This window comes from Mycolicibacterium sp. XJ879 (assembly GCF_053483935.1).
Map to the genome: position 1 here is coordinate 172915 of NZ_JBEFTH010000006.1, position 25797 is coordinate 198711.

Below are 25797 nucleotides of genomic sequence, written 5' to 3' on the forward strand. Positions count from 1 at the left end.
ATGGGCACCATGCGTGAGTATCTGAAGTTTTACATCGACGGAAAGTGGGTCGACCCGGTCCGGCCCAACACCCTCGACGTGGACAACCCGACGACAGAAGAAGTCTCCGGCCGGATCTCGATCGGTTCCGCCGTCGACGTCGACGTGGCCGTGCAGGCGGCCCGCAAGGCGTTCGCCACCTGGTCACAGTCCAGCCGCGAAGAACGACTCGACCTGCTGCAGGCGATCATGGCCGAGTACCAGAAGCGCTCCGATGACCTGGCCGCCGCGGTCAGCGAGGAGATGGGCGCCCCCGCATCCCTTGCAGCGGGCCCGCAGGTGGCGCTGGGAATGGGCCATATGGCGACGGCCATCGACGTGCTGAAGAACTTCGCGTTCGAAGAACAGCTCGGATCCACGCTGGTGGTCCGGGAACCGATCGGTGTCTGCGGTCTGATCACGCCGTGGAACTGGCCCATCAACCAGATCGCCTGCAAGGTGTTTCCGGCGCTGGCCACGGGCTGCACCATGGTGCTCAAGCCGTCAGAGGTAGCACCGTACTCCGCGCAGATCTTCACCGAGATCGTCGACGCCGCAGGCGTTCCCGCCGGCGTGTACAACCTCGTCTACGGTGACGGCCCCGGCGTCGGCGCGGCACTGTCCAGCCACCCTGACATCGACATGGTGTCCTTCACCGGGTCCACCCGCGCCGGCGTCGACGTCGCACGCAACGCGGCCGCCACGGTGAAGCGGGTGACGCAGGAACTCGGCGGCAAGAGCCCCAACATCGTGCTCGACGACGACGACTTCGCCAAGAGCGTGGCCGCGGGGACGACGGTGATGATGGTCAACAGCGGCCAGAGCTGCAATGCCCCGTCGCGCATGCTGGTGCCGAACTCGCGGATGGACGAGGCCATCGCCGTGGCCAAGGAAACCGCCGCCACGGTGAAGGTCGGCGACCCTGACGAACCCCGCGCGTTGGGCCCGGTGGCGTCCAAGGCGCAGTTCGACAAGATCCAGGGCCTGCTGCAAAAGGGCATCGACGAAGGCGCGACGCTGGTGATCGGCGGTCCGGGTCGTCCCGATGGTCTGGATACCGGCTACTACGTCAAGCCGACGGTGTTCGCCAACGTGCGCAACGACATGACCATCGCCCGCGAGGAGATCTTCGGGCCGGTGTTGTGCATCATCGGCTACGACGATCTCGACGAGGCGCTCGAGATCGCCAACGACACCGAGTACGGGCTGGCCGGATACGTCTCCGGTGCCGATCTGGAGCAGGCCCGGTCGGTGGCGCGCCGGATCCGTGCCGGCTCGGTCGCGATCAACCACGGTTTCGACATGACTGCACCGTTCGGCGGGTACAAGCGCAGCGGTAACGGCCGCGAATGGGGTCACTTCGGCTTCGACGAATACCTGGAGACCAAGTCGGCGATCGGTTACGCGCCGGAGGCCGCCGCCGGGTAGTCAGCGTCAATGGTGAGCGAAAAGTACGAGTACGGGCTCGATTTCGCCGGCATCGCCGCGATCGACATCCACACGCACGTCGAGGTCGACGGCCACGGCCACAAGGCCTACACCGACGAGTTGATCGAGGCGACCGAGAAGTACTTCAAGCGGTCGCCCGGTCAGCTGTCGAGCGTGGACGGCATTGCCGCGCTGTACCGGCAGCACAACACCGCCGCGGTGGTGTTCACGATCGACGCGCGCACCGCGATGCGCCATGTGCCCAACTCGATCGCGGACCTCGTCGCCGGTGCGGTACGCAACAGCGATGTGCTCATCCCGTTCGGCAGCGTGGATCCGTGGCAAGGGCGGGCGGCGGTGCACCGGGTGCGCGAGCTCGTCGGCGACTATGGCGTCAAGGGCTTCAAGTTCCACCCGAGCATGCAGGCCTTCGAGCCCAACGACCGTCGCTTCTATCCGATCTACGAGGCGATCACCGAGGCCGGCGTGCCCGCCCTGTTCCACACCGGGCAGACCGGCATGGGCTCGGGGCTGCCGGGTGGTGGCCGGGTGAAGCTGCGGTACTCGGATCCGATGCTGCTCGACGACGTCGCCGCCGATTTCCCGGAGTTGAGGATCGTGATGGCCCATCCCGCAGTGCCGTGGGTGGACGCGCAGATCGCGATCGCCGCCCACAAGGCCAACGTCTACCTCGACCTGTCCGGCTGGAGCCCGAAATATTTTCCGCCCCAGCTCGTGCAGGCCCTGGGCAGGCAGCTGCGCACCAAGGCGTTGTTCGGAACCGATTTCCCCTACATCGGCCTGGACCGGTGGCGACGCGACTTCGAGGCGCTCGACCTCGACCCGGCTGTGGTGCCGCTGGTCTACAAGGAGAACGCGCTGCGGGTTCTCGGGCTGAGTTCTTGAGCGCGAGCCCCTTTCGAGCGCGAGCCCCTTTCGAGCGCGAGCAGACGCAGAAACGTGCGAAACGCCGCTCGGTAACAACATTCTCTGTCTGCTCGCCGAAGAGGGGCGATGAGTTTTCCTGCCGAGCGCGGTCTGCATGGTGACCGACCCACACCATTACGAAGGAGACCATCGTGCCCGTTCGCACTTCCGCCCCGGTGGGCGCCCCGACCTGGATCGACCTCGCCAGCTCCGACCTCGAACGCTCGAAGCAGTTCTACGGCGAGGTGTTCGGCTGGACGTTCGAGTCGGCAGGCCCGGAATACGGTGGCTACGTCACGGCATCCTTAGCCGGCAAGCCGGTCGCGGGGCTGATGCACAACCACCCGCAGTGGAACGCCCCCGACGGGTGGAGCGTCTACTTCCACACCGTCGATGCCCAGGCCACCCTCGACCAGGCGTTGGCCGTCGGCGCATTCACCTGCGGCGCACCCGTGATGGAGATCAAGGACAAGGGCTGGATGGCCATGCTGAGCGATCCCGCCGGCGCGATGTTCGGGTTGTGGCAGCCGGCCGGGCACCGCGGCTTCGGGGTGGTCAACGAGCACGGCGCGCCGGTGTACTTCCAGTGGAGCGGCCGCGACTATGCGACGGCGCAGGCGTTCTACCGCGAGGCGTTCGGCTGGCAGATCGAGACGGTGTCGGATACCGACGAATTCCGGTACAGCACAGCCAGCTTCGACGGCGAGGCGCTGCTGGGGCTGATGGACGCGACCAGTTTCCTACCCGAGGGCCAACCCTCCAACTGGAACTTCTTCCTCGGCGCCGACGACGTCGACAAGACCGTGCAGCTGATCGTCGACAACGGCGGCAGCGTGATCCGCGCTGCCGAAGACACCCCGTACGGACGGCTGGCCGCGGTCGCTGACCCGACCGGCGCCGGCTTCAACCTGTCGTCGCTGACCTAGGCCGTCATGCGGTGCTCGGGCCCGCCGACATACACCATCCCGGTCGGGCGCGCGGTGTTGACCGCGTCAACGACCGCCCCGGCGTAGGAACCGTCGACGGTGTCACCGGAGACGACCGTGAAATGCACTCCGGCGCGGTGGAATTCCGAACGCATCGCATAGAGCGTGGCTTCACCGGCCCACTTGCTCGCGGCGAGGGCCGTGTGGCCTTTCGGGACCGCCTTGTAGGGATAGAAGTGACCCCGATGGTCGGTGACGAAGACGATGCGCCCGCCCGCCGGTATCAGCGGCATGGCCCTCCGCGCGAGACAGCGCTGAGCGTCCCGGTTGAGGCGCATCGCCGAACGGGGCTGCGCGCCCGGCTCGAGGTGAACCGAGGCGTTGAGGATCAGGGCGTCCAACCGTCCGAAGCGGGCCGCGACGGTGTCGACCATCGCAGCGCAGTCGGCCGGTTCGCAGATGTCGGCGCGCAGCGTGGAGGCGCGCCCACCCGCCCTGGTGATGGCGTCCGCGACGGATTGGGCACGCTCGGCCGCCGTGCGGTAGTGCACGACGACGTGCGTGTCGGCGTCGGCGAGTTGCTGCGCGATCTGTGCGCCGGTGCCGCTGGAACCACCGGTGACCAGAACAATCCGTGCAGGTGTGTCATGCATGGCGGGCTCCTCACTGTGGCCGCTGTCGGTGAGCTTCCCAACACCGTACACGAATTCCTAAGAAAAATAAGGGCAAGATAAGGTCACAATAAGGTTGACTGGTTGGGCAGAATGGCCGGGTGGAGTCGGCGCGTGTGGACAGGTGGCTGTGGTCCGTCCGCCTGGCCAAGACCCGACCGGATGCCGCCGGCGCGTGTCGGGGCGGGCGGGTGCGGGTCAACGGCCGGCCCGCCAAACCGGCCACCATGGTGTCGCCGGGCGACGAGGTGCGCGCCCGTATCGGTGAGGCCACCCGCGTCGTCGAGGTGGTGCGCGTCATCCACAAACGGGTCGGTGCGGCGGATGCGGCAACGTGCTTCCTGGACCGAACCTCCAAACCCCCTATCGCGCAGTCGGTTCCCGTTGCAGCCCGCGAGCGCGGCGCCGGGCGGCCGACCAAGCGGGACCGTCGGATGTTGGAGAAGCTGCGCGGAAGCCGACGGTAGATCGCTTCAGTCGGTGGGCGCGGCCAACTCGAAGTCGGCGAAGTCGAATCCGGGTACCACCACACAACTGACCAGAGACGGTTCATCGTCGCGAGGCCTGGCACGCTGCCAGTACCCGGGCGGTACCACGTGCTGGGGGTGTTCGCCGGCCGAGATATCGGCACCGAGCAGATGTGTTGTGGCCCCGGCTTGTTCGCGGCCGACTTCAAGAAGCAGCGGGCTGCCGGAATGGTAGAGCCACAGCTCTGAGCTGCGCACGGTGTGCCACGCGGATTGCTGACCCGGCATCAGCAGAAACAGGATCGCCGTTCCGGCGCTGCGCGGGCCGGTGTAGTCGGGGGGCAGTGCGGACTGCGGCATGGTCAACTCACTGCGCCAGGTCTCCCGAAACCAACCACCCTCGGGATGAGGGGACAGGTCTAGACGACGCGCCCAGTCGGGAAGTTCGGTCATTTCAGCACCCGCGCTTTCGGTGTCGGACACTCCACCTTAAAGATCGGGGCCACGCGGCACACCCGATAGGCTCAGGCCATGTCCCGCGTGCGCCCCGGTTGGTTGGTGGCGCTGTGCGCAGCGGTCTTGGTCGTCAGCGCCTGGCTGCCGTGGCTGACCACGTCGGCTGACGGCGGCGGTCGGGCGAATGCGATCGGCGGTGTCACCGTGGGCGAGTTGCCGGCGCCGCCGCCCGGGTTCGGGGTGGGGCAGTTGATCGTGTTGTTGGGGGCGACGCTGATCGTGGCGGGCGCGATGGCGGGGCGTGGGTTGTCGGGTCGGCTGGCTTCGTCGGCGGCGTTGGCGATTTCGGTCCTCGTGGTGGTGATGACGGTCTGGTATTACCGGCTCTACGTGTATCCACCGATTTCCGCGGGCTACGGACTGTTTCTCGCCGGCGCAGTCGCCGTCGTCGCGGTGATCTTGTCGGTGTGGGCGATGATGGCCGCCTGGTCGACGGCTGACCGGGCGGCATGACCGGCTTTGTCGCGCCGGTGACGCTGACCGGCGAGCGTTGGGTGCGGCTGGAACCGCTTAGCCACGAACACATCCCGGAGATCGCCGCAGCAGTGGCCGACGGGGAGCTGGGCCGGCTGTGGTTCACGGCGGCACCGGCGCCGGAGGCCGTACAGCAGTGGGTGGGCAACCGGTTGGCGGTGCAAAGCCCCGACCAGGGGCTGACATTAGTGGTGCGCCGCCTCGACGGCATGTTGGTCGGGTCCTCGAGCTACATGTGCGTCGACGCACCCAACCGGCGGCTGGAGATCGGCAACACCTGGTACGTCGAGCCGGCGCGGCGCAGCGGCGTCAACTCCGAAACCAAGTTGCTGATGCTGAGCCACGCCTTCGACCGGCTTGGCTGTGTCGCAGTGGAATTCCGCACCCACTACTTCAATGTCACCAGCCGTGCGGCCATCGAGCGGCTAGGCGCCAAGCTCGACGGCGTGCTACGCAGCCACCAACTGTTGCCCGACGGGTCGAGGCGCGACACGGTGGTGTACTCGATCCTGGACATCGAGTGGCCGGCAGTGCGGTCCAACCTGAGGTTCAGGTTGGACCGCAACGGTTTCCGTGGCGGCTAGTCGGATTCGACGGTCGTCGGTTCGATCGACTTCTGGCCCCCGCCGTGGGCAACCTCGATCTTGCGTGGCTTGGCGCGTTCGGCGAGCGGAATGGTCACGGACAGCACGCCGTTTTCGTAGGTCGCCGAAATCGCCGACGCGTCAACGCCTTCGCCGAGCGATAGCTGCCTGCGGTAGGTGCCGAAGAACCTCTCGTTGGCCAGCCACTGGGCCGACTCTTCCGAGCGTGCGGTGCGGTGCGCCGAGATCGTCAGGGTGCCGTTGTCGACGTTGACGTCCACGGATCCGGGGTCGACGCCGGGTAGGTCGGCGGTCAGCAGGTAGTGGTCGTCGATCTTGCAGAGGTCCATCGGCATGAACCGAGGGGTGCGGCTTGATCCGGTCTGGCTTGTCAGCAGGCCCCGGGTCAAGGCATCAAGGTCACTGAACGGATCAAAGCGAAGCACAGCAATCCACCTCCTTGTACCTTCAGGCCCGCCACCCTGGCGGGCAGCTAAATCACTGTGCACCTGCGAGATTAGCACTCTTATGGCGAGAGTGCTAGCCAGATGGAAGGCATTTTCGGCACAAGTTCGCGTCGGTATCGCGGGCGGGGTGTGTGGTCGCGCGGGGCGAGGGCGCGATTGCGAAGAATTGGGCGGTATCCGCGGGCGGCCCCGTCGGCTGTGTTCTGAACCGACGAGACCTCAGCAAGCCTAGTGGTCGACCACTACGCTCGCCTCTAGAAACAATGCCCGGACCTGGGAAAAGGCAAACGTTCGTGTATTGGATAGCGACAGCGGGAAGACCTTGGAGATGGCTGACCTCACGAACCCACATAGCCTGGCGCAACGGATGGCCGAACTGGCGCGTGCCTCCGCGGCTCCGCGCACCGTCGAGGAGGTCCTGTCCGACGTCACCACGACGGCAGGCGAGCTGATACCGGGTGTCGACACGGCCGGCGTACTCCTGGTCGGCAAGGGCGGCAGATACGAGTCACTGGCTGGCCTCACCGACATGCCGCACAAGCTCGACGAGCTTCAGATGACTTACAACGAAGGGCCGTGTCTGCAGGCCGCGGTCGACGAGGTCATCGTGCGCACCGACGACTTTCGGGAGGAGGACCGCTGGCCCAAGTACGCGCCGGCGTGTGTCGAACTGGGAGTGCTCAGCGGATTGTCGGTCAAGTTGTACACCGCCGACCGCACAGCCGGTGCGCTCAACCTGTTCAGTTTCAGGCCCAACGCCTTCGGTGCCGAGGACGAAACGGTTGGGTCGATCCTCGCCGCACACGCTGCGGCGGCGATCCTGGCCAGCAGGCACGGCGAGCAACTCGTATCGGCGCTGTCCACCAGAGACCGCATTGGCCAGGCCAAGGGCATCATCATGGAGCGCTACGGCGTCGACGATGTGCGGGCGTTCGAGATGCTCAAACAGATTTCTCAGGACAGCAACACCCGGTTGGTCGACGTTGCCCAGGGCGTCATCGACACGCGCAACACCTGATTCTGTGCCCCCGGCAGGATTCGAACCTGCGACACCGGCTTTAGGAGAGCCGTGCTCTATCCCCTGAGCTACGGGGGCGCGACCGCACGGAGCTTACCGAAAGCCGTCAGCGCAACTCGGCGATCACCTTCGCGAACACCTCGGCATGACGCTGTTGCACCGTGATGTAAGTGACGCCGTAGGTCTCACGATAGCCGCGGATGGTGTCCGCGATCTCCTTCGTCGACCCCGACAGCACCGCAGGGGTGCGCAGTAGCTCATCGTCGGACAACCCGGGCAGGAACTGGCGCGTGATCGCCATATCCGGCCGGCCCGAGTCGTCGGTCGGCATCGCGGTGACGGCGAGGTTGAGCTCCAGGCGCCCGAAGCGCTCGCCGGCGGCGTCGCGGACGAAGGCGACGCGGTCGGCGAGTGGGTCGAAATTTGGGCCGACGGGTGCGCCGCCGGTCAGCCCGATGATGTCGGCCCGCTGCGCGGCGAGGGTCAGCAGTTTGTCGCCGTTGCCGGCGATGAGGATCGGCACATCGGGCACGTGCGCGGTGAAGTGCTCGGTCACATGGCTCAGCCAGGCGACCCGCTGCCCGGGCGTCGGGAACGGCAGCTCGGCCTGCTCGAACTCCTCCTTGACGTACCCGGCGCCCAGGCCGAGCTCGAAGCGCCCGTCGGACAGGTCCCGCAGCGAGGTGACGTCACGGGCCAGCAGCGCGGGCCGGTAGAAGCCGGCGTTGAGCACGAACGTGCCGACCCGAAGCCGCTCGGTGGCCACCGCGATCGCGGTCAGCATCGGAAACGGCGCGGTGGTGTAGAGGTGATCGGCCATGTGCAGCACGTCGTAGCCCATGTCCTCGACACGCCGGGCGAAGTCCTGCACCGACCGTCGGCGACGCGCGGCCTGTAGCCCAACGCCGAACCGGAAATCCTTGGCCATCACCAGATGGTATTCGCCAGGCGGGCAGAGAAGGTTTGGCGGCCGTCAGTGCGGGGCAATACCACTGCCGCCGCCTCCGACTCCCGGAGCCCCACACCGAAGGACTTTCGCCCCCGGATCCGGCCCGTCGTCGAACTATCCGACGGGCCGGATCAATACTTCAGAAACTATGGCCACCCATCCCACGATCGGCGTCGAAGAGGAATTCCTGCTCGCCGACCCGTCATCCGGCGAACCGGTCGCCGTCAACGACGCGACCGCACGCCACGCCGCCGAGCGGGGCGTCAAGCTGCAACTCGAGCTCACCAGCTGCCAGATCGAAACCACCAGCGACGTCTTCGGCGCCAGCCACGAATTGCGCGACCAGCTGCTGGGGTTGCGTCGCGCGGCCGCCGACGCCGCCGAGGCCAGCGGCGCGCAACTGCTCGCCGTCGGGCTGCCGCCCGCGGTGCCGCACCGGTTTCCGATCACCGATACCCCGCGCTACCGGGAGATCGGGAAGAGGTTCGGCATGATAGCCCACGAGCAGGGCATCTGCGGATGCCACGTGCACGTCGGAGTACCCAGCCGGGAGGCCGCGATCCGGGTCAGCAACCGGCTGCGCCCGTGGCTGCCGGCCCTGCTTGCGCTGACCGCCAACTCGGCGGTGTACCGCAACGCCGACACGGGCTATGCCAGCTGGCGCAGCGTGCTGTGGGCGCGCTGGCCCAGCGCCGGCCCGCCGCCGCACTTCGACTCGGTCGACGAGTACGACGCCGTGGTCGCGATGCTGCGCAACGCCGGCGCGGTGCTCGACGACGGCATGGTCTATTGGGACGTCCGCCCGTCGGCCACGTTCCCGACCATCGAGGTGCGCGTCGCCGACGTGCCGGCCACCGTGGGCGAGACGGTGCTGCTGGCCATGTTGGTCAGGGCGACGGTGATGACCGCGCTCGACGAGGAGCGCCAGGGCCAACCCGTGCCGCCGCTTACCCCGCACGCGCTGAAGGCCGCGTACTGGAAATCCGCCCGCGACGGCCTGGACGGGGAGGCGGTCGACCTGCTGGAGGGCCACCACAGCGTGCCGGCGCGGGTGCTGCTGGATCGGCTCGTCGACTACGTTCGCCCCGCGCTGGACGCCGTCGGCGACTACGACGCCGTCACCGAGGAACTCGCGCGTGTCACCGACGAGGGCAACGGGGCCATGCGACAACGACACGCGTGGCAGCGCCGCCACGCCGTCGCCGACGTCGTCGCGGAGGCCGCCGCGGCCACCGCGTCGGGCTGTTAGGTCGAGGGGCAGAACACTGCGGACATCACCTGCGCGCGCGGATCGGTCTCCGGCGAGGACGCGTTGGGCGCCTGCGTCAATGTCAGCGAAACAGCCGGGCCGTCAAAGGTTTTCGCCATAAAGCTGTGGTAGCCGAAGATATCGCCACCGTGCCCCCACGCGGTGACGCCACACGGCAGGTTGGCCTTCATCAGCCCGAGACCGTAGTCGAACACGCCGTCACTGTCGGACATCGCGACCACATCCATCATCTCGTCCAGTTGTGCCCGCGGCACGACCCGGCCATCCAGCAGCGCGGTGATGAATGCCGAGGTGTCCTCATTGGTGGAGATCAAACCCCCGGCCATCCCCGCCGCCGACGCCTGGAACGCGGTGAGGTCGCGGCGGCTCCCGTCCACCAGTTCGTAACCGTGCGCGAACGGAACCCGCAGACCGGTGTCGCCGGGCGCGGGAAAGTAGGTCTCGAAGAGGCCGAGCGGAACGATGATGCGCCAGGTGATTTCGTCGGCGGCCGGGCGTCCCGTCACCTTCTCGATCAACATGCCGGCGATGACGTAGTTGGTATTGGTGTACTTCATCTGGGTGCCGGGCGGAAACTGCGCCGGCTCTGCGAGCGCCATGTCGAGCAGTTCGTCAGGGCTCTTGGGCTCCGTCGGCGGTGGGGTGTCTTTGTCGAAGTACTCGGGCAGACCGCTCTGGTGGCGGAGTAATTGGCGCACGGTGATCGCACTGGCGTCGATGCCTTCGCCGCGGATCCGGCCGGGCAGGTAGGTCTCGATGGGTGCGTCGAGGTCGATCCTGCCTTCGGCCACGAGTTGCAGGATTGTCGCCGCCACAAACGTTTTCGTGATGCTCGCGGCACGGATATGGGTGTTGGGGGCGAACCCGGCCTTGGTGTCGACGTCGGAATAGCCTGCTGAGAAGCGGGTTAGCTCGCCGCCGTCGCGGACGACGGCGATGCCGCCGGCGAGGTGGTCGTCGGCGACGACGCGCGCCAAGACGTCGCCGACGGCGACGGGTTGGGCGGAGGCGGGTGCGGCGCTCAGGCCGAGCAGCAGAAGTGTTGCGAGAACAGCGATGCGCACTAGGCCGACTGTAGATGCCAGGAGTGCGCGGTCGCGACCAGGCCCTGCACCAGCGCCGATGTCGCCGGGCTCAGGCCGTCGTCGCCGGGCAGTTGGCTGCGGGGACTGATCCCGCGCACCCGCGGCGAGAGTTCCAGCTGCGCGCCGCCGCCGCGCACCCGGTTGATGGGGTTGTCCGGGTGCAGCCCGCGCAGCTCACGCGGTATCGCGTCGAGGTCGGTGACGATCCGGTAGCCGGGTATCGCGACGTGGCGGGCGAGGTGTTCGGCGAGTGCGCGGTTGCGGCCGCCGGCCAGCAGTTGCGTGCTGCGGCCGACGCGGCCGTACCCGTGCAGCGAGACCGCGACGTCGACGTGGGACAGGAATTCCGCGAGCCGCTCGGATTCCCGCGCGTGATAGCGCGCCGACGGCAGGTGGTGCGGGTAGTGGTCGGGGTGGCGAAGCACGTACAGCGACGCATCGGCGGCGTCGGCGGCTCGCTCGGCGATGACATCGGTCATCTGCTCCAGACCGCCGCCGTGGATCGCTAGAAAGCCGAACCGGGACCTCAGCGTGCTGTACTCGAGCACACCGGGCGCGGCCAGCAGCTCCGAAAGCGATTGTGGTGCCGGGGTATCGGCTGCCTCGGCGGTACGCGGCCAGCCCGCCGGATCCCACCGCTGGAGGAACGTGACCCAACGCTGCGGCAGGCCGTGGTGCAGCGCACCGTCGATGATGCGTTCCAGGTAACCGGGACGCGGCGGACCGGGTTCGACGCGATGGTCGATGTAGACCCACGCTTCGGTTGGTCCGTCGGCGGTGTGCACGGTGAGCCGGTCGCGGCGATACCGCACCGGAACGCCTTCGGCGCTGTCCAGCGTGGCCAGGTCGTGATCGGTGAGCCGCCACAGCACCCCGTGCACCGCAGATCCGTCGAACGGTTCGACGGTGGCGACGCCGCGTTCGTTGATCAGCCAGTCGTGATCAGCCAGCAGCGCCGGGCGCGGGTCGACCGCGCCGGGGCAGCGCAGCGCCATCTGCTGCACGCACAAGTTGGATCCGTACGCGAAGTAGGTGTGCTCGCCCCGAAACATTCAGCCCGCGACGGTCAGGTAGATCAACACCACGTTCAGCAGGGTAATCAGTGCGGCGACGATCCAACCCAGCGCCGTGGTGACGCGGTGGTTGACGTCGTCGCCCATCAGACGGCGATCGGCGGTGAGCCGTATCAACGGAATCAACGCAAAGGGTATGCCGAACGACAACACCACCTGCGACAACACCAGCGCGCGACTCGGGTCGAGCCCGATGGCCAGGATGATCAACGCGGGTGTCAGCGTGATCAGGCGGCGCAGCAGCAGCGGGATGGTGCGGTGCAGCAGACCCTGCATGATCATCGCGCCGGCGTAGGCGCCCACCGACGTCGACGCCAGGCCCGATGCCAGCAGGCCGATCGCGAACAACAGGGCGACCGTCGTGCCCAGCGTGTTCTGGACCGCGGCGTGCGCGCCCTCGATGGAGTCGGTGTTCTCGTGACCCTTCAGGTTGGTCGCCGCCACCAGCAGCATCGAAAGGTTCACCGCGCCCGCCACCACCATCGCGATACCGACGTCCCAGCGCGTCGCCCGCAGCAGCATGCGTCGCATCGGCCCCGGCTCGGGATGGCCGTGGCGGTCGCGGGCCAGCCCGGAGTGCAGGTAAACCGCGTGCGGCATCACGGTGGCGCCGAGCATCGCCGCGGCGAGCAGGATGCTCTCCGCGCCCGCAAATTTCGGCACGAGCCCGCCTGCCACCTCACCGGCCGGCGGTGGCGCGACGAACAGGCTGGTGAGGAATCCGACCGCGATGACCAGTAGCAGTCCGGTGATGACGCGTTCGAACATCTGCTGGCCGCGCCGGTCCTTCACCAGCAGCAGCAGCAGCGAGACGAGCCCGGTGATCACCCCGCCGGTGAGCAGCGGCAGATCGAATAGCAGGTACAGCGCGATCGCCCCACCCACCACCTCGGCGAGATCGGTTGCCATAGCGACCAATTCGGCCTGCAACCAATATCCCAGTCGGGTGCGGCGCCGCATCTGGCCGCCCACCGCCTCCGGCAGCGACAGCCCGGTGACCAGACCCAGCTTGGCTGACAGGTACTGCACCAGGCAGGCCATGGCGTTGGCCGCGACGATGACCCACACCAGCAGGAAGCCGAACTGCGCACCTGCGCTGACGTTGGCCGCGACGTTGCCCGGGTCGACGTAGGCGATCGCGGCGACAAACGCGGGCCCGAGCAGTACCCAACTCGGCCGCAGCCGTACTTTTTGGTCGCCTGCCACCAACCCACCTTTCTATCCGGTCTGTCGAATAGAAAAGTTAGGCTAGCCGAAACCTAGTGTCCAGTCATCGGCAGGTCACCATCGGAAGCCGCCAAGGCCGATGACGAACCCGCCGTACGGCCAACCCCAGTTCTCGGCGAACACCGATGGCGACGTGACGATTTGGGCGCTGCCGTTGGTTTGGCATTGGGTGGTGTTGGGGCCGACATCGGTGCACTGCGGTGCGGCCGCAGTGGTCGGCGCCGTGATTCCGGAAGCGATTACCACTGCGCTTATGAAAAGAATTGCAGCACAGCGACTTTTGGACCGCATATTGGCCTCCTTCGGCCGCGGATCCCGCTGGCGTTTAGGGGAAGAAGAAGCCTTCGCCGCCCCACATGTCGCCCCACGGGCCGACCTCGGCGGGGGTGGCGTCGATCGAGACGTTGCCGGGGGTCGCGCACTCCGTGTCGGAGCCGCCGAGTGCTGCGGCGCCGCCGGTGTCGACGCACTTGGGCAGCAGATCCTCCTCGCCGCCCTGGGCCGCGGCGGCGGGGGCTAACAGGATTGCTGCCGCGAGCCCACCTGCAGCGAAAACTGGCGTGAGATAACGAAATGTGGTCCGCATAGGCACGTCCTTACGTTTGGAATTCCCGGTCTAGCTGCGAGCGTACAACCCTTTTCCGGTGATGAGGGGTAAGTCGAGCGTGGTTCTGATCCCGGGCGAAGCGCCCACCACCGCGGGGATCGCATTGACCACACGAGCCGCCGTGGCGACCAGACCGGCGTGGTTGTGATCCCCGTTGGGGCTGCTTTGGCAGAGGTCGAGGGTGTAGGTCGGTTCACCGGTGACTTCGACCCGGTATGACCCGCCTTCCTGCGCCGGCTGTGGCCAGTCCGGACACAGGTCGTCGCGCAGCCGCGTGACGTGTTCAAGCACGGTGGCGATCTTTCCGTCCTTCATCCCCCGCACCTCGAACCGCAGGGCCGCCGCGGTGCCCTGCTCGATGTGGCCGGCCGCGATGTCGAAGGCCTCGGGCGCCGGTTCGCGTATGTAGGTCTCGGTTACCTCGTCGAGTTCGATGCCCAGACCGGCGGCGAGCTGGCGGACCACCGACCCCCACGCCAGGCTCAGCACACCGGGCTGCAATAGCATCGGGGTCTCGTCGAGTGGCTTGCCGAAGCCCATCACGTCGAACATCACCGTCGCGCTGTCGTAAGTGTCGTAGTTGATGATCTCCATGCAGCGGATCTGCTCGATGCGCTGGCAGGTGCCCGCGAGGGCGAGCGGCAGCAGATCGTTGGCGAATCCGGGGTCGATGCCATTGACAAATATGGTCGAAGATCCCTTTTCGGCAGCGTCTTCGATCGGTTTTATCATCTCGTCGGGAAGTACCTGCCACGGATATTGCAGGAACACCGCGCTGCTGCCGACGACGTCGATGCCTGCTGCCAGGATGCGGCGATAGTCCTCGAGCGCTTCGGGCAGGCGGTTGTCGGCCATCGCGGTGTAGACCGCGCATTGTGGGCCGGTCGCCAGCACGGCGGCGAAGTCGGGGGTGGCCGTGATACCCGTCGATTCCCCGAGCCCGGCAAGCTCGGCGGCGTCCTTGCCGGCCTTGGATTCGCTCGACACCCACACACCGGTGAGTTCGAAGCGCGGGTCGGTGATGAGCTGGCGCAGCGCGTGTCGTCCGACATTGCCGGTGCCGATGGCGGCCACTTTGATAGTCATCGCGGGTTCCTCACAGATCGGGGATGGGCATGTCGAGGTTGGGGAACGTGAGGCCGCCGTCGACCTCCAGCGTCTTGCCGGTCAGATAGCTGCCCGCCGGCGAGGCGAGATAGACCGCGGCGGCGGCGATGTCCTCGGGTTGGCCGAGTCGGCGCATCGGCGTGGCCTCTTCCATCGGCCTGCGCAGTTCGTCGTTGGAAGCCACGATGTCGAGCGCGGAAGTCAGGATGGAGCCGGGTGCGATCGCGTTGACGCGGATCCGCGGGCACAGGTCCAGCGCGGCCAACCGGGTGTAGTGGGACAGCGCGGCCTTGGCCGTGCCGTAGGCGGCGAACCCCCGGCCCGCGACGCGGCCCATCGTCGAGGTGATGTTGATGATGCTGCCGCCGCCGGAGTGCTCGAGCATCAGTGGCGCAGCCGCGGTGGTGAGCGCGTGCGCCGTGGTGACGTTGAACGTGAACGCGTCGCGCATGTCCTTGGTGGAGGTGCTCAGCAGCGCGTTGGGCATGGTGCCGCCGACGTTGTTGACGACGGTGTCTAGTTTGCCGAACGCTTCGACGGCCTGGTCCGCCAGCTTGGCGGTCTCTTCGGGGTGGGCGAGGTCGGCGACGACGACGTGTGCGCTGCGCCCAACCGCCTTGATCTGCTCGGCGACTTCGTCCAGTTGGGCTTGGGTGCGGGCCGCGATCACCACGTCTGCACCGGCTTCCGCGAATGCGAGCGCCATCGCGGCGCCGAGACCGCGGCCCGCTCCGGTCACCACGGCGACGTGGTTGTCGAGCCGAAACCTATCAAGAATCACGTTGGCCTACCTTCCTTCACCGAGCGACCGTAACAAGGTGCGCACGCCGAAGGGCGGCGATTCTGAAACACGTTCTAATTCGAGCCCGGCTTGGGTCCGCGGCAAGTGCGCGCGAGCAAGTGCCCGCGATATCTGCGCGAGGGCAGTACATTCGCGCTCGGATCATGACCGCTGTCCAGAACCGGCGCGCAAAGCCCGCGCACAAGGAAGGGGCGGACCGGCTACTTCTTGGACGCGGACTTCTTTGCGGTCGACTTCTTTGCCGTCGACTTCTTTGCCGTCGACTTCTTGGCAGGCGCTTTCTTGGCAGCCTTCTTCGCAGGGGCCTTCTTGGCCGAGCCGTCGGAATTGCCTCCGCGGCGGGCTTTGACGCTGGCTTCCAGCTTGGCCAGCAGATCGGAGACGTCCTCGGTCTCGTCGAGTTCCTGCGGCTGCTCCTCGGTGGTAAACGCTTCGCCGCCTTCGAGTTTCGCCTGGATCAGCTCGCGCAGCTGTTCCTGGTAGTCGTCGTGATAGCGGTCTGGGTTGAAGTCGTCGGTCATCGAGTCGACCACCTGGCCGGCCATCTTCAACTCGGCAGGTTTGATGTCGACTTCCTTGTCGAGAACCGGGAAGTCGGGGTCGCGGATCTCATCGGGCCACAGCAGCGTCTGGATGACCATCACGTCGCGTTTGGAGAAGTCCTGCACCCGCAGCGCCGCCAGCCGCGTCTTGTTGCGCAACGCGAAATGCACGATCGCGACCCGGTCGGTCTCCTTGAGCGTCTTGGTCAGCAGCACATAGGATTTCGTCGACTTGCCCTCGGGCTCTAGGAAGTAGCTCTTGTCGTACATCATCGGGTCGATGTCGCTCGCCGGAACGAACTCCATCACGTCAATCTCGCGGCTGCGCTCCTCGGGCAGCGTCGCGATGTCCTCGTCGGTGATGATCACCGTCTCGCCGTCGTCTGATTCGTAGGCCCTGGCAATGTCGCGGTACTCGACGACCTCTCCGCACACCTCGCAGACCCGCTTGTAGCGGATACGGCCGTTGTCCTTGGCGTGGACCTGACGGAACTTGACGTCGTGGTCCTCAGTCGCGCTGTACACCTTGACCGGGACGTTCACCAGGCCGAAGGCGATGGAGCCCTTCCAGATGGAACGCATCAGCCCAGTATGGCCGATTGGAGGGCGGTATCGCGGGTAACGCGATCGGGCAGGTCGGCGCCGGCGCGGGCAACCGTCAGCGCCGACGACAGCGCGGCGGTCTGCACTACCCCGGTCAATGTCTCGGTGGAGATGGAGGCCAGGGCGCGTCGGCGCTGCGCGCCCAGCAGCCCCAGCGACCACAACGCGTCGATCAGACCCGACATGAACGCATCGCCCGCGCCGACGGTATCCACTACCTCGACCTGCAGCGCGGGCACCTGCACGGCGCCGGCCGCGCACAGCGCGAACGCACCCCGGTCACCCATCGTCACCGCGACGATCGACGGCCCCAGCCCCAGCCAGGTCTGCGCGATCTGCTCAGGCGTGCGGGTCGGATCGATCCAGCGCATGTCCTCGTCGCTGGCCTTGACCACGTCGGCGCGCTCGACGAGGCGGTCGATGCGGCCACGTGCGGCGTCGGCGTCGTCGATCAGCGCCGGGCGCACGTTCGGATCGAAGGTCACGGTGGCCGCCGGATGGTAGGTGTCGAGCAGCGCCGCGGTGGCCCGGCACCCCGGTTCGAGCACCGCGGCGATCGATCCGGTGTGCGCGACAAGTGGCGGCGCGACTTCGGGAGTTCCGCTGAGCTGCCACTCGATGTCGAACACGTACTGCGCTGACCCGCTGGCGTCGAGACTGGCCCGCGCCGTCGGTGTCCGCGCCGCGGTCGTACTGTTCGAAACCAACTGCACCCCAAGTTGTTTGACATGGTCGGCGATGCGGCGGCCGCGTTCGTCGTCGCCGATGTGGGTGAGGAAGTCGACGTCGCGGCCCAGGCGGGCCAGGCCCACCGCCACGTTCAGCGGGCTGCCGCCGACGTATTCGCCGGTGATGCGCCCGTCGCGCTCGACGATGTCGATCAACGCCTCGCCGATCACCAGGGCCCGCTGCGGGCTGCCCGGCACGGTCATGGCGTGTCCTTTTCCATCAGCTTCTCCAGCGTCGCGCGCGCTCCGTCACGGTGCAGTGAGTCGAGTGCCCACAGATACGCCTCGACAAACCGCGGTGCGCTGGCCAGATCGCCGAACACGGCGGTGTTTTCGATGAACGCGGTCGGGTGCTGCCGCTGCGATTGCGCAAGCGGCACCAGCACGTCGGCGAGCTGGTCCTGCACGTCGATCGGCTCGCCCTGCTCGTCGACACCTTCGGCGTAGCGTGCCCAACTGGCCACCGTCGCCGCCGACAGCCGGACCGGTGCGCCGGTCTTGAGGTTCTCCCGCACCACGGGCAGCAGCCACTTCGGGATGCGGTCCGAGGAGGCGTAGCACAACCGGGCGATCGTGTCCTTGATGCCCGGGTTGGCGAACCGCTCGATGAGCGTGTGCTTGTAGTCCGGCAGGTCGATGCCCGGCACCGGGCGCAGCGTCGGCGTGGCCTCCGAATCCATGTACTCCAGCAGGAATCGGGCGAACAGCGGATCGCTCGCCGCGTCGTCGACCAATCGGTAACCCGCCAAGTAACCGAAGTAGCAGATGCTTTGGTGGCTGGCGTTGAGCAGACGAAGCTTCATCAGCTCATACGGTGTGACGTCGTCGACCAACAGCACGTCGACCTCCTCGAACGGCGGCCGCCCGGCGTTGAAGTCGTCTTCGAGCACCCACGACGTGAACGGTTCGGCCACCACCGGCCAGCGGTCCTCGACGCCGAATTCCTGTGCCACCACGTCGATCACCGCCGGTGTGGTGGCCGGGGTGATGCGGTCGACCATCGAGTTCGGAAACCGGGTGTGGGCGCCGATCCATTCACCTAGGCCGGGCTGATTCCGCTCGGCATAGGTAGTGAACGCCTCGCGCGCCACGTCACCGTTGCCCTCGATGTTGTCGCAGGACACGATCGTGGGGGAGTCGATGCCGCGCTCGCGCCTACGGCCCAACGCGTCGGCGACAAGGCCGAAGACGTTCACCTCACCGCCGGCGTGATCGATGTCGTAACCGCCTTCGGTGATCGTCAGCGAGATGATCCGGGTGCTCGGCGCCGCGAGCAGTTCGATCACGGCTTCGGGATCGTCGGGGGCATAGCGGTAGTCGACGATGGAACCGATGACCCGTGCTGCGCGGGTGCCGTCGGGCTTCTCCAGCAACAGGGTGTAGAGGCCGTCCTGGTCGGCCATCACCTCGGCCATTTTTTGATCGGCCGGCATGACGCCGACCCCGCAGATGCCCCAGTCCTTGGCCAGGCCCATCTCCATCAGCCGGTCGACATAGGCAGCCTGATGTGCACGGTGAAAGCCGCCGACGCCGAAATGCACGATGCCGATGCCGATTTCGTCACGGGCATAGCTTGGCTTGTCGACCGAAAGCGTGGCCAACGTCGAGTTGTTCAGCTTCATGAGAGCGTCACCACCGACTTCACGGTACCGGGCGTGCGGTCGGAGTCCAGGGCCTGCGCCGTCTGCTCCAGCGGGAAATGCGCGGTCACCATCGAGTCGAGATCCACCTTGCCCGACTCGACGAGCGCGATCGCCGTCGGCCACGTGTTGGCGTACCGGAACACCCCCGTCAGCACCAGTTCACGGTTCTGGATCACCTGGACCGGCAGCTCCATCGATTCGGCCCCCAGGCCCACCAGCACCACCCGGCCCGCCGGCCGCACCGCGCGGATGCCGTCGACCACCGCTGACTGCGCGCCCGAGGCGTCGATGAACGCGTCCACCGGTTCTGGACCCACCTGCTCGACGGTCGGGTCGAGCACCTTCGTCGCGCCGAAGCGGGCGGCCTGGTCGCGCCGCGCCGGATCGGGATCGCTGACGACGATCTCGGTGGCGCCGTAGGCCCTGGCGAGTTGGGCCACCACGATGCCGATCGGCCCGGCGCCCGTGATCAGCACCCGGGATCGGGCGTCTACGCCGGCCTTGCGGATCGCGGCGATGCCGACGGACAGCGGTTCGCACAGCGCGGCCGCGTCATCAGACACCGCGTCGGGCACCGGGTGCGCGAACTCGGCGCCGATGGTCACGTAGTCGCACAGTGCGCCGTCGACCGGAGGCGTCGCATAGAACCGCATATGCGGGCACAGGTTGTAGTCGCCGCGGCGGGTTTCCTCGGTGTCGGGATCGGGTCGCTGCGGCTCGATCGACACCCGCTGCCCGATGCGCGACGGGTCCACCGACTCGCCGACCGCGACGATCGTGCCCGCCGCTTCATGGCCGAGCACCAGCGGCGCCTCCATCACGAAGTCGCCGATGCGGCCGTGTCGGTAGTAGTGCGTGTCGGAGCCGCAGACCCCCACCGATGAGACGCGGACCAGCACGTCCCCGGGTTCGGGCTTGGGCACCGGCCGGTTCTCGACGACGATGCGGCCGGGTTCGACCAGAACCGCGGCCCGCATTCGGGTATCCGGCGAAAGTGTTGTGTGCGTCACACTCCCATGCTAACCTCCTGAGCATCTACTCGCACCCTTGAGCAGATGCTCATACCAGGGAGGGTTTGTGCCCGCATCGACGTCGCCCGAGGTCACCGCGGGCAAGTCTGTGTCACACCGCACGCCCGGCGCCGAGGATCTCCGGCTCGCCCTGCGCGCCGCCACGCTCTACTACCTCGACGGGCTGACGCAGGCCGAGGTCGCCGCCCGCCTCGGGGTCTCGCGCCCGACCGCCGGACGGTTGATCGCCCGGGCGAAGGCGCACGGTCTGGTGCGCATCGAGGTGGCCGTTCCCCCGGGTATGCGCGACGACCTGCACGCCGACGCCGAACGCGAACTCGAGCGGCGCTTCGACCTGACCGAGGCGGTGGTCACCGGCCACGGCGTCGACGTCGGCGCCCCCGGTCGGCCGGCCGCCTTCGCCAGCGTCGGCCGAGCGGCGGCGGCGCTCCTGGCGCGGCGGTTGGCGCCCGACGACGTGCTCGGGCTCACGTGGGGCCCCGAACAGGTCGCGGTGGCCACTGCGTTGACACCCGGTACGGCCCGGTGCCGGGCGGTCGTGCAACTCAACGGCGCGACGTCGACGGCGGCATACCAGACTGGTGCCGAGTTCATCCTCACCAGATGTGCGGACGCGTTGCGCGCCAACGCAATCCGACTACCCGCGCCGTTGTACGCCGACCCGTCGACCGTGGCGTCCATGCGCAGCGATTCGCTCATCTCCCGGACGTTGGAAGCCGGAAGGCACGCCGACGCCATGCTGTTCGGGGTGGGCGCGGTGTCGACCGCCACCACCTTGTTCGAAGGCAGCTTCCTGGACACCCGCATGCTCGACGAACTCGTGTCGCTCGGCGCGGTCGGCGAGATCGGCGGCCGGTTCTTCGACGCCGACGGGGTACCGGTTGACACCGAGCTGCAGCATCGCGCGGTATCGGTTCCGTTGTCCGACGTCCGGCGTTGCCGGAAGACGATCCTGATCTCCAGTGGCGTCACGAAGTACCACGCCACCCTCGGCGCGTTGCGTGGCCAGCTGGCCAGATTGCTGGTCTGTGACATCGATTGTGCACGTTGGTTATTGGCACAGTGAAAGGTGGGGCAATGGTAAGGGCGTTACGCAGATGGGCGGCGTGTGCGGCCGCGGCTGGCTTGACGCTGACGGCCGGTTGCGCAGGGGCGGGAACCCTCGGTGCCACCGATCGTACCGTCACGATCGCGATGATCTCCAATTCGCAGATGACCGACGCCCGGTCGCTGTCGCGGCACTTCGAAGCCGCCAACCCCGATATCCAGTTGCGGTTCGTCACGTTGTCGGAGAACCAGGCCCGCGCCAAGATCACCGCGTCGACGGCCATGGGCGGCGGCGAGTTCGACGTCGTGATGATCAGCAACTACGAAACCCCGCAGTGGGCCGAGAACGGTTGGCTGACCAACCTTTCCGACTACATCGCCGACACCCCTGGTTACGATCAGGACGACTTCATCCCGTCGCTGCGGGAGTCGCTGTCCTACGAGGGCGACATGTACTCGGTGCCGTTCTACGGTGAGTCGTCGTTTCTGATGTACCGCAAGGACCTGTTCGAGCAGGCCGGTATCGATATGCCGCACAACCCGACCTGGCAGCAGGTCGCCGATGCCGCCGCCGAACTCGACGGGCCCGACATGGTCGGCATCTGCCTGCGCGGCAAGCCCGGTTGGGGGGAGGTGCTCGCACCGCTGGACACGGTGATCAACACGTTCGGCGGACGCTGGTACGACATGGAATGGAACGCCCAGCTGGACAGCCCCGAAGTCAGCGATGCCGTGAACTTCTATGTCGACCTGGTGCGCAGTCACGGTGAGCCGGGCGCGGCGACAGCCGGATTCGGCGAGTGCGCAACACAGTTCGCTCAAGGTCGCGCCGCCATGTGGTACGACGCCACGTCGGCGGTGTCGGTGCTCGAAGACCCCAAAGAGTCCAACGTGGTGGGCAAGGTCGGCTACGCGTTGGCGCCGATGGCAGAAAAGCCCTACCCCGGCTGGTTGTACGCCTGGTCGCTGGGCATCCCCACCTCCAGCGACAAGAAAGAAGACGCGTGGAAGTTCATCGCGTGGATGACCGACAAGAACTACATCAAGCTCGTCGGTGAGGAACTCGGCTGGGCCCGGGTGCCGCCCGGCAACCGGCTGTCGACCTATCAGCTCCCGCAGTACCAGGCGGTGTCGGAGGCCTTCGGTGAGGTGACGCTCGAATCGATCGAGAAAGCCAACCCGCAGAAACCCACCGTGGATCCGGTGCCCTACACCGGAGTTCAGTTCCTGGCCATCCCGGAGTTCCAGGACCTCGGAACCAGGGTCAGCCAGCAGATCAGCGCCGCCATCGCCGGTCAGAAGTCGGTCGAGGATGCGCTCAAACAGTCCCAGGAATACGCCGAGGTCGTCGGCCGCACCTATCAGGAGAAGCCATGACAACGCTTGAGCGGGAACCCCATACCGACTCCGAGCACGTCGCGCGCATCAAAACGAAACAGGACCCCAAGGTCAGCCGGGCCGAAGGCTGGCGCAGGCGCGGGCCGCTGCTTCCGGCGCTGATCTTCACGATCATCGTCACCCAGATCCCGTTCCTGTTCACGCTGTACTACTCCACCCTGTCGTGGAACCTGGTGCGGCCCGGCTCACGTCGGTTCGTCGGACTGCAGAACTACGTCGACGTGGTGCGCGACAGCGTGTTCTGGCAGGCGGCAATCAACACGGTGGTGATCATCGTGGCCACGGTGCTGATCTCGGTGGTGCTGGGGTTGATCCTGGCGCTGCTGCTCGACCGGGCGTTCCTGGGCCGCGGCGTGGTCCGAACCCTGTTGATCACGCCGTTTCTGGTTACCCCCGTCGCCGGCGCGTTGATGTGGAAGACGGCGATGCTCGACCCGGTCTTCGGCATCGTGAACTGGTTGTTGTCCCCGTTCGGCATCGAGGGCATCGACTGGGTCAGCAGGTTCCCGCTGAGTTCGGTGATCCTGGCGCTGGTCTGGCAGTGGACGCCGTTCATGATGCTGCTGATCCTCGCCGGTCTTCAGTCGATGCCGCGCGACATCCTGGAGGCCGGACGCGTCGACGGGGCGAACTCGTTTCAACTCTTCCGTGAGCTGACACTTCCGCACCTGCGCCGGTTCATCGAACTGGGCGCGGTGCTCGGCGCAATCTATCTGGTCAACACCTTCGACCAGATCTACATGATGACCCAGGGCGGTCCGGGCACGGCCAGCGCCAACCTGCCGTTCTACATCTACCAACGCGCGTTCCTGGGCTTCGACATCGGCCAGGCTGCGGCGATGGGCGTCGTCGTGGTGGTGTTCACCATCATCGTCGCCACGTTCGCGCTGCGAATGATCTTCAAGACGTTCACCGGTAAGGAAGAGGCGGCCTAGCGATGAGCGCTCGCGCGAAGAGGAGCAGATGATGACCACAACCACGACTGAAACCCGTACGCCGGTCAAACAAAAAGTCAAGCGCCGCAAGTTCGAACCATGGGGCGCGGTGGCCTGGATCCTGGGGCTGGGCTTCTTCTTCCCGGTGTTCTGGATGGTGCTGACCGCGTTCAAACAAGAGGTCGACGCCTACACCACCACACCGAAGCTGTTCTTCGTTCCCACGCTGGACCAGTTCAAGGCGGTGTTCGACCAGGGTGTGGGCACGGCGTTGCTCAACTCGGCGTTCGCCACCGGGGTTTCGACCATCCTGGTGCTGCTGCTGGGCGTGCCCGCTGCATTCGCGTTGTCGCTGCGGCCGGTTCGCAAGACCCAGGACGTGCTGTTCTTCTTCATCAGCACCAAGATGCTGCCGGTCGTCGCGGTGATCATCCCGCTGTACGTGATCGTGTCGAATATCGGCCTGCTGGACAATATCTGGGCGCTGATCATTCTGTACACCGCGATGAACCTGCCCATCGCGGTGTGGATGATGCGGTCGTTTTTCCTCGAGGTCCCCGGCGAACTGCTGGAGGCGGCCGCCCTCGACGGCGCCAGCACGTGGCGGTCGGTGCGGGAGGTGATCCTGCCACTGGTGTCGCCGGGTATCGCGGCGACGGCGTTGATTTGCGTGATCTTCGCCTGGAACGAGTTCTTCTTCGCGGTGAACCTGACGGCCGTGCAGGCGCAGACCATGCCGGTCTTCATGGTCGGGTTCATCGCGGGTCAAGGCCTGTACTGGGCCAAGCTGTGCGCGGCGGCGACGATGGCCGCGCTGCCGGTGGTTCTCGCGGGGTGGATCGCGCAGAACAAGCTGGTTCGTGGGCTCTCCTTCGGCGCCATCAAATAGAAAGGCACATCCAATGGCGACAATCACTTATCGCAACGCCTCCTGCATCTACGAGGGCTCCGACAAGCTCGCGGTCGACTCGTTGAACCTCGACATCACCGACGGTGAGTTCGTCGTGCTGGTCGGGCCATCGGGTTCGGGCAAGAGCACCGCGCTGCGCATGCTCGCCGGCCTCGAGGACATCGACGAGGGCAGCATCGAAATCGGCGGCCGCGACATGGTCGGCGTGCCCTCCAAGGACCGCGACATCGCGATGGTGTTCCAGAACTACGCGCTGTACCCGAACAAGACCGTCGCGGAGAACATGGGTTTCGCGCTCAAGCTGCGCGGGGTGCCTTCCGCCGAGCGACGCCGCAAGGTCGAGGAAGCCGCCAAAGTGCTTGACCTGGTGGAGTTCTTGGACCGCAAACCGGCCAAGCTGTCGGGTGGGCAACGTCAACGCGTCGCGATGGGGCGCGCGATCGTGCGTGAACCGCGGGTGTTCTGTATGGATGAGCCGTTGAGCAACCTCGACGCCAAACTGCGGGTGCAGACCCGCACCCAGATCGCCGCATTACAGCGCCGGCTGGGCACCACCACGGTGTACGTCACCCACGACCAGGTCGAGGCGATGACGATGGGTGACCGGGTGGCGGTGCTGCGCGACGGCAAGCTGCAGCAGTTCGCGTCGCCCAGCGAGCTCTACGACAAACCGCACAACGCGTTCGTGGCCGGTTTCATCGGCTCACCGGCGATGAACCTCGTGACGCTGCCGATCGCCTCAAACGGTGTTCGCGTGAACGAGGATTCGACGCTGGAACTCGAGCGCGACCAGATGACGCTGCTGGCCGATGCCGGTCTGGACGAGGTCACCATCGGCATCCGGCCCGAGCAGCTGGAGCTCACCGACACCGGCGGCGTCGAGGTCGTCGTCGACCTGGTCGAGGACCTCGGCAGCGAGGCATACGTCTACACCCACACCGCCTCCGGCTCGGGGGTCGAGTTGGTGGCGCGCACGATGCCACGGTCGGCGCCGAAGCTGGCCGACACCGTGCGATTGCGCAAGCGTTCCGACGGTTATGTGCACTTGTTCCACCCGGAAACAGGGGAGCGGATCGGGTAGCTCTAGCCAACGACCGCCGGGTTGGCTGGATCCAGGCCGCTCGGCAGATCCGGGTCCAAGCCCGTTCCCTCGTGGGTGACCGTCTGGTGGGCCATGCTCCGGCAGTTGTTGTCGATCGGCGTCTGATCGCCCGAGCAGTAGGGGACGAGATCCTGCGGGTCCGCTGCAGCGCTGGGTGCGGCGATCAGCGTGGCCGCCGCGACCAGGCACGCTGCCAGAATCGTCCGCACTGATTCACCGTAGCAGCGGGTATACGTTCGTAC

Annotated in this window: 29 protein-coding genes and 1 tRNA gene; 13 read left to right on the top strand and 17 right to left on the bottom strand. The window is 66.7% G+C overall.

Going from position 1 to position 25797, the window contains the following annotated elements; all coding sequences use genetic code 11:
• Positions 1-9: 9 nt before the first annotated feature.
• The 3 genes from ABQF13_RS16020 to ABQF13_RS16030 all read left to right on the top strand — a co-directional run bounded on the left by ABQF13_RS16020 (position 10) and on the right by ABQF13_RS16030 (position 3299).
• Entirely contained in the window at positions 10-1446 is a 1437-nt protein-coding gene (locus tag ABQF13_RS16020; protein WP_448393748.1) for an aldehyde dehydrogenase family protein, read from the top strand.
• Positions 1447-1455: 9 nt separating this feature from the next.
• Positions 1456-2352 carry an amidohydrolase family protein gene (locus ABQF13_RS16025; RefSeq protein ID WP_448393749.1) on the top strand — a complete coding sequence of 299 codons (897 nt, stop codon included), beginning with the start codon at positions 1456-1458 and terminating at the stop codon, positions 2350-2352.
• A gap of 173 nt (positions 2353-2525) precedes the next feature.
• Positions 2526-3299, top strand: coding sequence for a VOC family protein (locus tag ABQF13_RS16030; RefSeq protein ID WP_448393750.1), 774 nt, complete (start codon positions 2526-2528; stop codon positions 3297-3299).
• Here the strand turns inward: ABQF13_RS16030 and ABQF13_RS16035 are convergent.
• Positions 3296-3952, bottom strand: a complete 657-nt coding sequence (locus ABQF13_RS16035; protein ID WP_448393751.1) for an SDR family oxidoreductase — start codon at positions 3950-3952, stop codon at positions 3296-3298. The genes ABQF13_RS16030 and ABQF13_RS16035 overlap by 4 nt on opposite strands.
• A gap of 119 nt (positions 3953-4071) precedes the next feature.
• Between ABQF13_RS16035 and ABQF13_RS16040 the strand changes: the two genes are divergently transcribed.
• A complete protein-coding gene (locus tag ABQF13_RS16040) occupies positions 4072-4437 on the top strand; it encodes an Hsp15 family ribosome-associated heat shock protein (RefSeq protein ID WP_448393752.1) in 366 nt (121 codons plus the stop codon).
• Between the two features lie 6 nt (positions 4438-4443).
• On the opposite strand, the gene ABQF13_RS16045 is transcribed toward ABQF13_RS16040, so the two are convergent.
• Entirely contained in the window at positions 4444-4890 is a 447-nt protein-coding gene (locus ABQF13_RS16045) for a cupin domain-containing protein (protein ID WP_448393753.1), read from the bottom strand.
• Positions 4891-4968: 78 nt separating this feature from the next.
• Between ABQF13_RS16045 and ABQF13_RS16050 the strand changes: the two genes are divergently transcribed.
• Entirely contained in the window at positions 4969-5406 is a 438-nt protein-coding gene (locus tag ABQF13_RS16050) for a hypothetical protein (protein WP_448393754.1), read from the top strand.
• Entirely contained in the window at positions 5403-6011 is a 609-nt protein-coding gene (locus ABQF13_RS16055) for a GNAT family N-acetyltransferase (protein WP_448393755.1), read from the top strand. The genes ABQF13_RS16050 and ABQF13_RS16055 overlap by 4 nt, the downstream gene beginning before the upstream one ends.
• Here ABQF13_RS16055 and ABQF13_RS16060 read toward each other — a convergent pair.
• Positions 6008-6457: an Hsp20/alpha crystallin family protein gene (locus ABQF13_RS16060; RefSeq protein WP_448393756.1), complete on the bottom strand. Its 450-nt coding sequence runs from the start codon at positions 6455-6457 to the stop codon at positions 6008-6010. The genes ABQF13_RS16055 and ABQF13_RS16060 overlap by 4 nt on opposite strands.
• Before the next feature lie 349 nt (positions 6458-6806).
• On the opposite strand from ABQF13_RS16060, the gene ABQF13_RS16065 reads away from it, so the two are divergent.
• The gene (locus tag ABQF13_RS16065; protein ID WP_448393757.1) at positions 6807-7496 is read left to right on the top strand and encodes a GAF and ANTAR domain-containing protein; all 690 of its coding nucleotides are present in this window, start codon (positions 6807-6809) and stop codon (positions 7494-7496) included.
• A 5-nt stretch (positions 7497-7501) separates the two neighbouring features.
• Here the strand turns inward: ABQF13_RS16065 and ABQF13_RS16070 are convergent.
• Positions 7502-7574, bottom strand: a tRNA-Arg gene (locus ABQF13_RS16070).
• A gap of 28 nt (positions 7575-7602) precedes the next feature.
• A complete protein-coding gene (locus tag ABQF13_RS16075) occupies positions 7603-8424 on the bottom strand; it encodes a TIGR03621 family F420-dependent LLM class oxidoreductase (RefSeq protein WP_448393758.1) in 822 nt (273 codons plus the stop codon).
• 169 nt (positions 8425-8593) lie between these two features.
• Between ABQF13_RS16075 and ABQF13_RS16080 the strand changes: the two genes are divergently transcribed.
• Complete coding sequence (locus ABQF13_RS16080; RefSeq protein ID WP_448393759.1) at positions 8594-9694, top strand: glutamate--cysteine ligase 2; 1101 nt, start codon at positions 8594-8596, stop codon at positions 9692-9694.
• Here ABQF13_RS16080 and ABQF13_RS16085 read toward each other — a convergent pair.
• From ABQF13_RS16085 to ABQF13_RS16135, 11 genes are all read right to left on the bottom strand, one after another.
• On the bottom strand, positions 9691-10779 hold the full coding sequence (locus ABQF13_RS16085; RefSeq protein ID WP_448393760.1) for a serine hydrolase domain-containing protein: 1089 nt from the start codon (positions 10777-10779) through the stop codon (positions 9691-9693). The genes ABQF13_RS16080 and ABQF13_RS16085 overlap by 4 nt on opposite strands.
• Positions 10779-11852, bottom strand: coding sequence for a poly-gamma-glutamate hydrolase family protein (locus ABQF13_RS16090; RefSeq protein WP_448393761.1), 1074 nt, complete (start codon positions 11850-11852; stop codon positions 10779-10781). The genes ABQF13_RS16085 and ABQF13_RS16090 overlap by 1 nt, the downstream gene beginning before the upstream one ends.
• Positions 11853-13079 (bottom strand): Nramp family divalent metal transporter, encoded by a 1227-nt coding sequence (locus ABQF13_RS16095; RefSeq protein WP_448393762.1) that lies wholly within the window; start codon positions 13077-13079, stop codon positions 11853-11855. It lies immediately after the preceding gene.
• A 75-nt stretch (positions 13080-13154) separates the two neighbouring features.
• On the bottom strand, positions 13155-13346 hold the full coding sequence (locus tag ABQF13_RS16100; protein ID WP_448393763.1) for a hypothetical protein: 192 nt from the start codon (positions 13344-13346) through the stop codon (positions 13155-13157).
• Between the two features lie 79 nt (positions 13347-13425).
• On the bottom strand, positions 13426-13686 hold the full coding sequence (locus tag ABQF13_RS16105) for a hypothetical protein (protein WP_448393764.1): 261 nt from the start codon (positions 13684-13686) through the stop codon (positions 13426-13428).
• Positions 13687-13716: 30 nt separating this feature from the next.
• Positions 13717-14793, bottom strand: coding sequence for an NAD(P)H-dependent amine dehydrogenase family protein (locus ABQF13_RS16110; RefSeq protein ID WP_448393765.1), 1077 nt, complete (start codon positions 14791-14793; stop codon positions 13717-13719).
• Positions 14794-14803: 10 nt separating this feature from the next.
• Complete coding sequence (locus tag ABQF13_RS16115) at positions 14804-15595, bottom strand: SDR family oxidoreductase (protein WP_448393766.1); 792 nt, start codon at positions 15593-15595, stop codon at positions 14804-14806.
• 221 nt (positions 15596-15816) lie between these two features.
• A complete protein-coding gene (gene ku, locus ABQF13_RS16120; RefSeq protein ID WP_448393767.1) occupies positions 15817-16740 on the bottom strand; it encodes a non-homologous end joining protein Ku in 924 nt (307 codons plus the stop codon).
• Positions 16740-17693 carry a carbohydrate kinase family protein gene (locus ABQF13_RS16125; protein WP_448393768.1) on the bottom strand — a complete coding sequence of 318 codons (954 nt, stop codon included), beginning with the start codon at positions 17691-17693 and terminating at the stop codon, positions 16740-16742. Before ABQF13_RS16125 ends, ku begins: the two co-directional genes overlap by 1 nt.
• Positions 17690-19111: a mannitol dehydrogenase family protein gene (locus ABQF13_RS16130; protein ID WP_448393769.1), complete on the bottom strand. Its 1422-nt coding sequence runs from the start codon at positions 19109-19111 to the stop codon at positions 17690-17692. Before ABQF13_RS16130 ends, ABQF13_RS16125 begins: the two co-directional genes overlap by 4 nt.
• The gene (locus tag ABQF13_RS16135) at positions 19108-20109 is read right to left on the bottom strand and encodes an NAD(P)-dependent alcohol dehydrogenase (RefSeq protein ID WP_448393837.1); all 1002 of its coding nucleotides are present in this window, start codon (positions 20107-20109) and stop codon (positions 19108-19110) included. Before ABQF13_RS16135 ends, ABQF13_RS16130 begins: the two co-directional genes overlap by 4 nt.
• A 100-nt stretch (positions 20110-20209) precedes the next feature.
• Between ABQF13_RS16135 and ABQF13_RS16140 the strand changes: the two genes are divergently transcribed.
• Genes ABQF13_RS16140 through ABQF13_RS16160 form a run of 5 tightly spaced genes read left to right on the top strand, consistent with a single transcriptional unit; the run spans position 20210 to position 25534 of the window.
• Entirely contained in the window at positions 20210-21229 is a 1020-nt protein-coding gene (locus ABQF13_RS16140) for a sugar-binding transcriptional regulator (protein ID WP_448393770.1), read from the top strand.
• Positions 21230-21240: 11 nt separating this feature from the next.
• Positions 21241-22587 (top strand): ABC transporter substrate-binding protein, encoded by a 1347-nt coding sequence (locus tag ABQF13_RS16145; RefSeq protein ID WP_448393771.1) that lies wholly within the window; start codon positions 21241-21243, stop codon positions 22585-22587.
• A complete protein-coding gene (locus tag ABQF13_RS16150) occupies positions 22584-23543 on the top strand; it encodes a carbohydrate ABC transporter permease (protein WP_448393772.1) in 960 nt (319 codons plus the stop codon). The genes ABQF13_RS16145 and ABQF13_RS16150 overlap by 4 nt, the downstream gene beginning before the upstream one ends.
• 28 nt (positions 23544-23571) lie before the next feature.
• Positions 23572-24432: a carbohydrate ABC transporter permease gene (locus tag ABQF13_RS16155; protein ID WP_448393773.1), complete on the top strand. Its 861-nt coding sequence runs from the start codon at positions 23572-23574 to the stop codon at positions 24430-24432.
• Positions 24433-24445: 13 nt separating this feature from the next.
• Positions 24446-25534 carry an ABC transporter ATP-binding protein gene (locus ABQF13_RS16160; protein ID WP_448393774.1) on the top strand — a complete coding sequence of 363 codons (1089 nt, stop codon included), beginning with the start codon at positions 24446-24448 and terminating at the stop codon, positions 25532-25534.
• A gap of 2 nt (positions 25535-25536) precedes the next feature.
• Here ABQF13_RS16160 and ABQF13_RS16165 read toward each other — a convergent pair whose 3' ends face one another.
• Positions 25537-25764, bottom strand: coding sequence for a hypothetical protein (locus ABQF13_RS16165; protein ID WP_448393775.1), 228 nt, complete (start codon positions 25762-25764; stop codon positions 25537-25539).
• Between the last annotated feature and the right edge of the window lie 33 nt (positions 25765-25797).